Consider the following 9,881-nt stretch of genomic DNA (forward strand, 5'->3'; position numbering starts at 1 on the left):
GTTTTACTTTTAACTGTATACTTCTTTTTTTATAAAATAAAATTAAATATATTATTACTACTATAATTAAAATTAAAGATATTATTGTTCCAACAAGTAAAGCTATATTTGTTAAATTCACTAATTAATGTAACTCATGAATTATTACACCCTTAACAACTCTATTAACTTCACCTGAGGGACACGGATTATCTGGATTAATATTTAGTTTTATAGATGTAATCAATGATAAAATTTGTGCGAATAATATATAATTTAAACCAATAAAAATTTCATTTAAATTTTGATTTTCAAAATTTAAATATATACTTGCGTATTTTTTAACTTCACTACATTCCGTATTATCTAGAACTACTAAATTTTTAACAACTTTTTCTAAAGCAATTTCTTTCAGCAAATCAATTTCATATTTTCTTGAGTAATTATCTTTACTCATAAAAATAATTACTGTAGTATTTTTATTTAATATTGATTTTGGGCCATGTCTAAAAGCAAGCACTCCATTATAAAAGCAAGGTATTTTTCCCTGTGTTAATTCTAATAATTTTAAGCTTGCTTCATTTGAAAACCCTTTAAATTCTGAACTTCCTAAATAGACAACTCTATCATTCTCTTGTAGTTCTATCTTTTCAATATTTTCTTCGATAAGTTTTAAACTTTTATCAAAATCATTACATAATTTTTCTATTGAAGATTTATTATTATTTTTTAATAATAAATCCAATATTAAAAACGCACTGAAAGTCATTCCAGAATAACTTGAAGTCATAGCAAAGCCCTTATCATTTGCTTCATTTGGTAATAAAAATATCTGTGTGTTTTTATTAGTACTTGCAAGTTTTACAAGTTGACCATCTTTATTACAAGTTATAATTAAATGATAAACTTGATCAATTAATTTATTAGCAATATTAAAAGTTGCAATTGATTCTGGTGAATTACCACTTCTTGCAAATGAAATAATTACTGTTTTCTCTTCTTTTTTTAAAAAATTTAAAGGGTTAGCAACAATATCTGTTGTGGCAATTGAAAAAACATTCAAGCCCTTTTTATAAAAATATGGCGCCAATGCTTGTCCAATAAATTCACTTGTTCCAGCTCCACTAAAGATTATTTTATAATCCTTAAATGACTCTAAATGAGACATCAAATTTTTTATATTTTTATCAATATTTTTTTCTATTTTTTTTCATATTACAGATTGTTGTAAAATTTCTTTTACTGTATTAAATTTTTCTTTACTGAATGTTTTATTCATTTTTTTCTCCATTAGAATAAATTATATTTACATTTGGAAATCTAGTTCCAATTTTTTCTTTACTCTTTTCATCAGTTATTACAATATCAATTTCCTTTATATTTGTAACTTTCTCAATTCCTTCATCTTTTATTTTTGAAGAATCAACTAATAAGATTTTCTCTTTTGAAATTTTCAAAGCATCTCTTAATGTATCAACTTCAGGTACAAAATCATCATAAATATTTCCTTCATAATCTAATGATAGACAACTAAAAAAAAGTTTAGAAAATTTAATCCCCTCAAGATATTTTTTAGTATTTCGATTATAAAAAACTTGAGACTTTTCTTTAAAAATTCCACCAAGCAAAAATACATCTACTATTTTATTATTTTTTCAAGCTTCTAAAAAAACTGGGAATGAATTTGTAACTAGCAATTTAACTTTTGTTTTTATTTCTCTTACAAATCTTTCAATAGTTGTTCCCGGAGAACAAAAAATAATTTCATCATCTTTAATAAATTTTATAGCTTCTCTTGCCATAATATTTTTTTCAAAATTTTTATGTTGAACTTTTTCTGATCTATCTGTTTCATATATATTTTCTACTCTTGAAGTAATACCTCCAAAAGTTAAACTAATTTTTTCTTCATCTTGTAACTCTTTTAAATCTCTTCTAGCAGTTGTTTTATTAATGCCAATACTAAAAGCATAATCAAATAAATCCTTTGAAGAAATAAAATTTTTTTCTATAATTTTGTTTAATATAACATCTTTTCTTTCTAATTTGTGCATATAACCTCCACAAAATCATTATATCAATATCTGGTAAAATTTGAAATAATTTGAAATAATTTGAATAAAAAATAAGTTTTGTTTTCCTAACTATTGTTGTGTCTTTATTATCAACAAGATAACGTGAGTTATCTATTGAGAATATTTAAAAAAACAGTTATAATATATATAGAAATTATTTAAATCATATCAACTAATGAGTGCAGTATAATAAGTGTTGTGTTTGCAAGTTTACTTTTTTTATGGTAGAATTGTTAAAGATTATATATTCTAGTTTTGAATAGAAATATATAATTCATTTATTTAGAAATATTAAAGGAGAAAACGGTATGGCAAATAAAAAACCAACATTCGTTTCTATGGACCTTGGAACAGCTAATACATTAGTATACATTGCTGGACAAGGAATCGTTTATAACGAACCATCAATAGTTGCTTACAGAATTAAAGAAAACAAAATTATCGCTGTAGGTGAAGAAGCATACAAAATGATAGGTAAAGGAAATAAAACTATTCGTGTCGTAAGACCAATGGTTGATGGAGTTATTACTGACATTAGAGCTACTGAAGCTCAATTAAGATATATATTTTCAAAACTAAGAATTACAAAACAATTAAAACACTCAATAATGCTATTAGCATGTCCTTCAGTTATTACTGAATTGGAAAAAACAGCTCTTAAAAAAATTGCTGTAAACCTAGGAGCATCTCAAGTATTTGTTGAAGAAGAAGTAAAAATGGCAGCTTTAGGTGGAGGAGTTAATATATATGCTCCTACTGGAAACCTAATAGTTGATATGGGTGGAGGAACTACTGATATAGCTGTTTTAGCATCAGGAGATATAGTTCTTTCAAAATCAGTTAAAGTTGCAGGAAACTATTTAAACGATGAATGTCAAAAATTCATTCGTTCACAATATGGACTAGAAGTTGGATCAAAAACTGCTGAATCAATTAAAGTTAACGTTGGTTCATTAGCTAAATTCCCAGATGAAAGACGTATGAAAGTTTATGGACGTGATGTTGTTTCTGGATTACCAAGAGAAATCGAAATTACTCCAGAAGAAGTGCGTGAGGTATTAAAAGTACCTGTATCAAGAATTATTGACTTAACAGTACAAGTTTTAGAAGATACACCACCAGAATTAGCTGGAGATATCTTTAGAAATGGTATTACAATTTGTGGAGGTGGAGCCTTAATTAAAGGTATCGACAAATACTTCGCAGATACATTACAATTACCAACAAAAATTGGTGAACAACCATTATTAGCAGTTATTAACGGAACTAAAAAATTCGAAAGTGAAATTTGAGAAATTATTAAAGCCGAAAAATGACACGAAGATATACTAAGTAGATAATTATTAAGTATATAAAATAAAAAAATATTTCCCTATTAATGACTATCCACACAGTCATTGTAAATGGGAAATTTTTTTATAAATAAATTTATTGTGATTTATTATTAAAAGAATTTTATTATATAGTATGTCATAATTTATTTTGAATGAGGTTCTATATGGAAAAAGAAATTATAAATATTAAAGAAGATCATGAAACTTATGAATTAATTTCTGAAGTTATATTTAAGTTTTTTACAAAAAAAGGTAAAAGCATTCTTACAGGAAGTGACAATAGAATTAATGAAACTACTAGAGTTTGATTCATTAACTTCGTTGAAACTAAAAAGAAAGAGGAAATAATGCAATTAGAAAAATATGCTATATTTCCTTCAGATGATCTTAAAAAAATAACTTTATACAACAATACAGGTTCAGAAGAATTAATTGCAAAAAGATATGAAAAGATCAAAAATGAAAAAAATGAAATAATAGTTTTTGCTAAATTTAAAGATAGTTTAAAATATAAAGGATATAAATTTTTAGGACTTTTTGAATTTGATGATTCGCTTACTAATGAGAAAAATACTTTAATTTTTACAAAAACAAAGAGTTCTATTAAATTGGATGTTTAAACAACTGTACCTATTGTTTTATATGATAAAAATAGGTATAATAGTAATAGAGACTTTATTACATAGGAGGTAATTATGAAAATAGAGGAACGTACATTTATTGCTTTAGACTTAGGAACAAGCAATATATTAGCTTATGTAGGAAGACAAGGAATTGTTTACGACGAACCATCAATTATGGCATATGACAATATTACTAATACATTAGTTGCATTAGGTCAAGATGCTTATGAATTAATTGGTAAAACTAATGAAAACATTAGAATGGAAATACCAATTAAAGATGGTGTTATTACAGATTTAGATGCTGCAAGAGATATGTTAAAACATGTTTTCAGTAAGCTAAAAATGTTAAACGAATGAAAAAATTCAATTATTTTATTAGCTTGTCCAAGTGAGGTAACAGAATTAGAGAGAGAAGCTCTAAAACAAGTTGCTTATGATATGGGTGCTGAAATTGTCATTGTTGAAGAAGAAGTAAAAATGGCAGCTTTAGGAGCAGGAATTAATATTGAAATTCCAAAAGGTAATATAGTAATTGATATTGGTGGAGGAACTACTGATATTGCTATTATTTCAGCTGGAGATATAATTATTTCAAGATCAATTAAAGTTGCAGGAAATGCATTTAATGAAGAAGTAAAAAAATATATTAGATCAGAATATAACGTTACTATTGGTGATAAAACTGCTGAAGAAGTAAAAAAAGAATTAGGTTCATTAGCTAAATATAAAGGTGAAAGAACTATGTCTGTTTTTGGAAGAGATATTATTTCTGGATTACCAAAAGAAGCAATTATTAGTTCAGAAGAGATTAGAAACGTTTTAGTTAATGCTTTTAGTAGAATTACTGATTTATTAATTGAATTAATGGAAAACACACCTCCAGAATTGGCTGGGGATATAATCACTAACGGATTTATGATCTGTGGTGGTGGTTCAAAAATAAGAGGTATTAAAGAATACTTTAATGGGATTTTCTCAGTTCCTTGTCATTTAACAGCAAACCCGCTAACTGGTGTAATAGAGGGTTCAAAGGTATGACAAAAAACAATTAATCAAAGAATTGATAATGATTACTATGGAAAAAATGCAAAAAGCGTTAAAAAGGGAAGTCAAACTTCATATTTATAATAAAAAAAATGGTTTTAAAACCATTTTTTTTATGATATTTTAAATATTTTCATCGCATTACTTGTTGTTGCTTCAATAACATCAGCTTTATTAATTTTTTTAATATTTGCTATTTTTTCGATAGTGTAAGCAATATTTTTAGACATATTTAATTTACCTCTTTTTGGTTCAGGAGTTAAATATGGAGCATCTGTTTCAACAATCATTTCATTTAAAGAAAGCTTTTCAACAGTTTCATGCAATTTAGTCGCATTCTTGAATGTAACAACTCCTGGTATTGAAATTAAATAACCTCTTTTAGTAAATTTTCTTGCAAGTTCAATTCCTCTAGTATAACAATGAACAATTGCTTTTTTAACTTGAAGTTTATCTAAAATTTCTAAGGCATCTAAATATGCTTGATCAGATTCATCTTTATCTCTAATATGCATCATAACGACTAAATCATTATTCTTTGCTATTTTTATTTGTTCTTTAAAAAATTCCTTTTGAATTTCTTTGTGTTGATCTGTATAAAAATAGTCAAGTCCTACCTCTCCAATAGCAACTACTTTATCACTGTGGGCCATTTCTTCAATTTCTAACAAGTCTTGTTTATTAAACTTATATACATCATTTGGGTGAATACCAATAGCTGCATATACATTTGGGTATTTCAATGCATATTTACATGCTTCTTTAGAAGATTTAATGTCAAAGCCAACACAGCAAAAATGAGATACTCCATTTACTTTGGCATCTTTTATCATTTCAGAAACTTCAATTTCTTGTTCCTTATAAACAACATCATTAAAATGTGTATGTGTATCAAATATACCTGCCATAATTTAAACCTACTTTCCTAAACAATACTTTCTAAAAATATTGTCAATTACTTCTTCATCTGCGTCATAAATTCCTAAAAGATTATTTAGAATTTTTAAAATTTCATAAAGATCTACATTTATTAAATCAGTTGTAAAACCTTCTTTAATATTGTTTAAGCTATTTTCTAATAATACTAATATATTTTTGAACATCTCTATATGAAATACATTGGATAAAATAGGAAGATCACTTTCAAGAATATCACCATTATTAAACTCTAATTCTATTTTATTTAAAAGTTCTTTTATATCTCCATTAATAGCAGAAACCACAACTAAATCTTGAAATTCTTTTTTGATTTTATCGATATCACTTTTTTTAAGCAATTCAGATTTATTTAAAACAACGAGATGTTTTTTATTTTTAATTTTTTCATATATCTCATAATTAATTTTACCTTTATTTATAACAAATAGAATAAGATTTGAAGTATTGATTAAAGAAATACTCTTATCTATTCCAATTTTTTCAACCTTATTTTTAGTTTCTCTAATTCCTGCACTATCAATTAAATTAAGTGTAAAATTTGCAAAATTCAATTCACCTTCAACAATATCTCTAGTTGTACCTTCTATCTCTGTTACAATAGCTTTTTCTTCAGATATTAATGTATTTAAAAGTGATGATTTACCAACATTTGTTTCACCAAGTATTAGGGTATTTATTCCAGATTTTAAAAAATTGAATCTTTTACTTACATCTAATATTTTTATAGTATCTTCTTTCAAAGAACTAAGCTCAAAACTAATTTCTTCAGGACTTGAACCTTCAACATCATCATAATCTGGATAATCTATTGAGGTTTGAATTTTTGATATTAGATCTATTAATTTCTCTTTCATGTTTATTAGAGCTTTATTATTTTTACCTTCTAAATTTAATGCGCTAATTTTTAATGAAAGTTCATTTTTAGAGTCAATTAAATTATTAATGCTTTCAGCTTGAATTAGATTAATTTTTCCATTAAGATATGCTCTTTGAGAAAACTCTCCTGGTAGGGCTGGTCTTGCTCCATTTGATATTAATAGAGACAAAATGTGATTTGTTAGCAAAATTCCACCATGACATTGTATTTCAACAACATTTTCTCCTGTAAAAGAATTACCATTTGCAAAAGTTAGAATTAAAGCTTCATCAATAATATCTTTTTTATCAAATAATTTTCTAATTTGAATTCTTGTATTATTACTTAACTTTTCTTTTAATAGCTTATTTGTAATATTAAAGGCATTATCCCCTGATATTCTAATAATAGATATTGCCTGTTTGGCTATTTTTGTAGCACAAGCAACTATTGTATCATTTATATTTAGTTTCATTTTACCAACTTCCCAATCTTGATTATAACAAAAGAAAATCAGAATATTAATTTTCTGACTTGTATATTATTCTAATTTTTCTTTCTCCAATTTGTCCTGAGGTTTTTGCTTTAAGATTATTATATTTAGAAATTAATCTGTTAATCTCTCTTCTTAAGGGTTTCGGATATGCTGGTAATATTTCCTCTTCCTTTGAAGATAAAACCCTATTTATAATTCTACTTAATTCTGTTTTACTAAACTTTTTCTTATTTTTATTTGAAATATTAAAATTTATTATTTCAAAGTCAAATAGCATATTAAATTTAATTTTTAATACATTTTTAATAAATCTTCATAGACTTAATTTTGTATCCCTAGTAAGTTCTATTGGTGCATCATAGGCAATTATATTTTTTGATTTTGATTCAATTCTAAAAATTGAAATTATTTTAATTTTAGAAATTTTAGATAGCTGCTCATTTAAAAATTTCATTATTTCAATTCTTTTTTTATTTGAAATAAATAAAATCACTTCATTAATATTTTCATAAAAAACAAGATTAGTTTCAGGTTTTTTAGTTATTAGGAAGTGATTTATTTTATTATTTTTTATTTTTAGAATCATTTGAAACTTTTGCAGCTAATGTTTTGTTTTTAATATTTAATTTTTCTCTTTTTTTCTTCATTCTTGATACTCTAGTTTCTTTTAAGTAATGGAAACCTAAAGTTTGAAGTATTTGGAATGTAGAAGAGAATATTCAATATATAGCAACCCCAGAAGCTATATTAAATACAACGAATAAGAATACAACCATAAATACTATTTGCATAATTAATTGTTTTTTTCTAGCTTTTTTTTGTTGCTCAGATTCCAATTTTGGTTTCTTTTTGAACATTTGCAATATCATTGGAAGTAACATTGAAATAATTTGTAATGGTAAGTAAATAACAATTAAAGTTAAATATATTCAATTTCCTTGTTTAATTTGCTCAAATGGCACTTCAACTAAAGTAATTTTTCCAACAGTCGCAACTTTTAAAGCATGTGTTGCTCTAACAACAGAGAACATAGCAAACAAGAAAGGCATTGATAAGAATGAGGTTGCAAGTGAACTCATTGGGCTTATACCTTCCTTTTTATATAATCCCATTAACTCTAATTGTTGTTTTTGTTTTGCACTTGGATCTGATGAATTTTTATACTTTTCTTGAATTTCTGCTTGTTTTGATTGCAAGCCCTGCATTTTTTCTTGATTAATTTGTGTTTTTCAAGTAAATGCAAGCGTTATTCCTCTGATTATTAATGAAGTAAAGAATATTGCAAATATTGCTGAAACCCCATATGATGCAGAGCTAGGATCTAATCCCTTATTGTTATGAGTTGAAAATAAACTTATAAATGAAACTAAAACTCACGCAATTGGATAAACAAAGAATCCATAGAATGGCGAGGAAGTTACTGTAAAGGCTTGACCTCAAGAAGATATTGGATTAAAGGCATATTCCACCATATTTCCATTACTATCAACGCTAAACCAGTGATTTTTTGAACTTCAGTCACCTAATGATTTAATAATGATTTCGAAAGATACACCAGGAGAAAAGACTTTATTTCCAGACATATCTTTTACTGTACTAACTGTATACTTTGGTTGATACATCTGTACACAACCCCAAAGCATTGAAACAATAATAAATACAAATAATATCAATTTTGTTCAAACTCAGATAATCTTTAATTTATCTTTAGTAGTTTTCTTCTTATTATTATTGTTATTATTTAGATATTTAGAATAGTCCTGTTTATACAAGATATTCACCTCTCTTTTATTTTATTTGTAATAAAGACTTCCTTAGATCCTCTAAATTGAAACTATAATCTTTATTTAAAAATAAATTTCTAGCTATTAAAATAATGTCAAAACTTTTATCTTTCTGATCATCTAACAATTCATAAATCATTGACCTTAACTGTCTTTTAATTTTATTTCTAAATACTGCATTACCCATTTTTTTACCAACAGATATTCCGTATCTAAATCTTTTTAAAGTATTTTTTTTAAAATAAATTACAAATCCCTTTGATTTAATAAATCTTTTAGAACCTATAATACTTTGGAATTCATGATTCTTTTTAATTATATTTTTGTTTTTCATATTTATTATTATGCAGTAAGTTTAGCTCTACCTTTAGCTCTTCTTGCTTTAATAACTTTTCTACCATTTTTAGTTGCCATTCTTGCTCTAAAACCATGAGTTCTAGCATGCTTGATTTTACTTGGCTGTCAAGTTCTTTTCATAAAATACCTCCTTTTTTTTAAACAAAACTTCACTAAATATTATAACTTAAAAGATAGAAATTTTGATACTAATTATTGTATTTTGTGTAACTTCTAATAAGATATTAATAGAATTTGTATGTGGATAACTACGATATAACCCTTTATTTAAAGGATTTTCTAAAAATTTTTATCCCCAATTTATGTATTTTTTAATGTATTTTTAAAGTTATGCACATTAAAAGTATGTGGATAACTTATAATTTAAATGTTGTATTCGAGGTAAATAAAA

General features: G+C 25.4%; 11 protein-coding genes. 3 read left to right on the top strand and 8 right to left on the bottom strand.

The window, feature by feature from the left end; genetic code table 4:
* Positions 1–124 precede the first annotated feature (124 nt).
* Entirely contained in the window at positions 125–1,258 is a 1,134-nt protein-coding gene (locus SCANT_RS05180) for an SIS domain-containing protein (protein WP_053946655.1), read from the bottom strand.
* Positions 1,251–2,033, bottom strand: a complete 783-nt coding sequence (locus tag SCANT_RS05185; RefSeq protein WP_053946656.1) for a DeoR/GlpR family DNA-binding transcription regulator — start codon at positions 2,031–2,033, stop codon at positions 1,251–1,253. Before SCANT_RS05185 ends, SCANT_RS05180 begins: the two co-directional genes overlap by 8 nt.
* Before the next feature lie 329 nt (positions 2,034–2,362).
* On the opposite strand from SCANT_RS05185, the gene mreB (SCANT_RS05190) reads away from it, so the two are divergent.
* From mreB (SCANT_RS05190) to mreB (SCANT_RS05200), 3 genes are all read left to right on the top strand, one after another.
* Complete coding sequence (gene mreB, locus SCANT_RS05190; RefSeq protein ID WP_053946657.1) at positions 2,363–3,394, top strand: rod shape-determining protein; 1,032 nt, start codon at positions 2,363–2,365, stop codon at positions 3,392–3,394.
* Positions 3,395–3,552: 158 nt separating this feature from the next.
* The gene (locus tag SCANT_RS05195) at positions 3,553–4,008 is read left to right on the top strand and encodes a hypothetical protein (protein WP_053946658.1); all 456 of its coding nucleotides are present in this window, start codon (positions 3,553–3,555) and stop codon (positions 4,006–4,008) included.
* A gap of 75 nt (positions 4,009–4,083) precedes the next feature.
* Positions 4,084–5,142, top strand: a complete 1,059-nt coding sequence (gene mreB, locus SCANT_RS05200; RefSeq protein ID WP_053946659.1) for a rod shape-determining protein — start codon at positions 4,084–4,086, stop codon at positions 5,140–5,142.
* 29 nt (positions 5,143–5,171) lie between these two features.
* Here the strand turns inward: mreB (SCANT_RS05200) and SCANT_RS05205 are convergent, their stop codons facing one another.
* From SCANT_RS05205 to rpmH, 6 genes are read right to left on the bottom strand one after another with little or no spacing between them, the layout of a single operon-like run.
* Entirely contained in the window at positions 5,172–5,966 is a 795-nt protein-coding gene (locus SCANT_RS05205; RefSeq protein WP_053946660.1) for a TatD family hydrolase, read from the bottom strand.
* Positions 5,967–5,975: 9 nt separating this feature from the next.
* Positions 5,976–7,328 (bottom strand): tRNA uridine-5-carboxymethylaminomethyl(34) synthesis GTPase MnmE, encoded by a 1,353-nt coding sequence (gene mnmE / locus SCANT_RS05210; protein ID WP_053946661.1) that lies wholly within the window; start codon positions 7,326–7,328, stop codon positions 5,976–5,978.
* Positions 7,329–7,374: 46 nt separating this feature from the next.
* Positions 7,375–7,935, bottom strand: coding sequence for a hypothetical protein (locus tag SCANT_RS05215; protein ID WP_053946662.1), 561 nt, complete (start codon positions 7,933–7,935; stop codon positions 7,375–7,377).
* A complete protein-coding gene (yidC, locus tag SCANT_RS05220) occupies positions 7,913–9,121 on the bottom strand; it encodes a membrane protein insertase YidC (protein WP_053946663.1) in 1,209 nt (402 codons plus the stop codon). The genes SCANT_RS05215 and yidC overlap by 23 nt, the downstream gene beginning before the upstream one ends.
* Before the next feature lie 16 nt (positions 9,122–9,137).
* Positions 9,138–9,467: a ribonuclease P protein component gene (gene rnpA / locus SCANT_RS05225; RefSeq protein ID WP_053946664.1), complete on the bottom strand. Its 330-nt coding sequence runs from the start codon at positions 9,465–9,467 to the stop codon at positions 9,138–9,140.
* Positions 9,468–9,475: 8 nt separating this feature from the next.
* Positions 9,476–9,610: a 50S ribosomal protein L34 gene (gene rpmH / locus SCANT_RS05230; RefSeq protein ID WP_020836790.1), complete on the bottom strand. Its 135-nt coding sequence runs from the start codon at positions 9,608–9,610 to the stop codon at positions 9,476–9,478.
* Positions 9,611–9,881: the final 271 nt, after the last annotated feature.

This window comes from Spiroplasma cantharicola (assembly GCF_001281045.1).
GTDB lineage: Bacteria > Bacillota_I > Bacilli_A > Mycoplasmatales > Mycoplasmataceae > Spiroplasma_A > Spiroplasma_A cantharicola.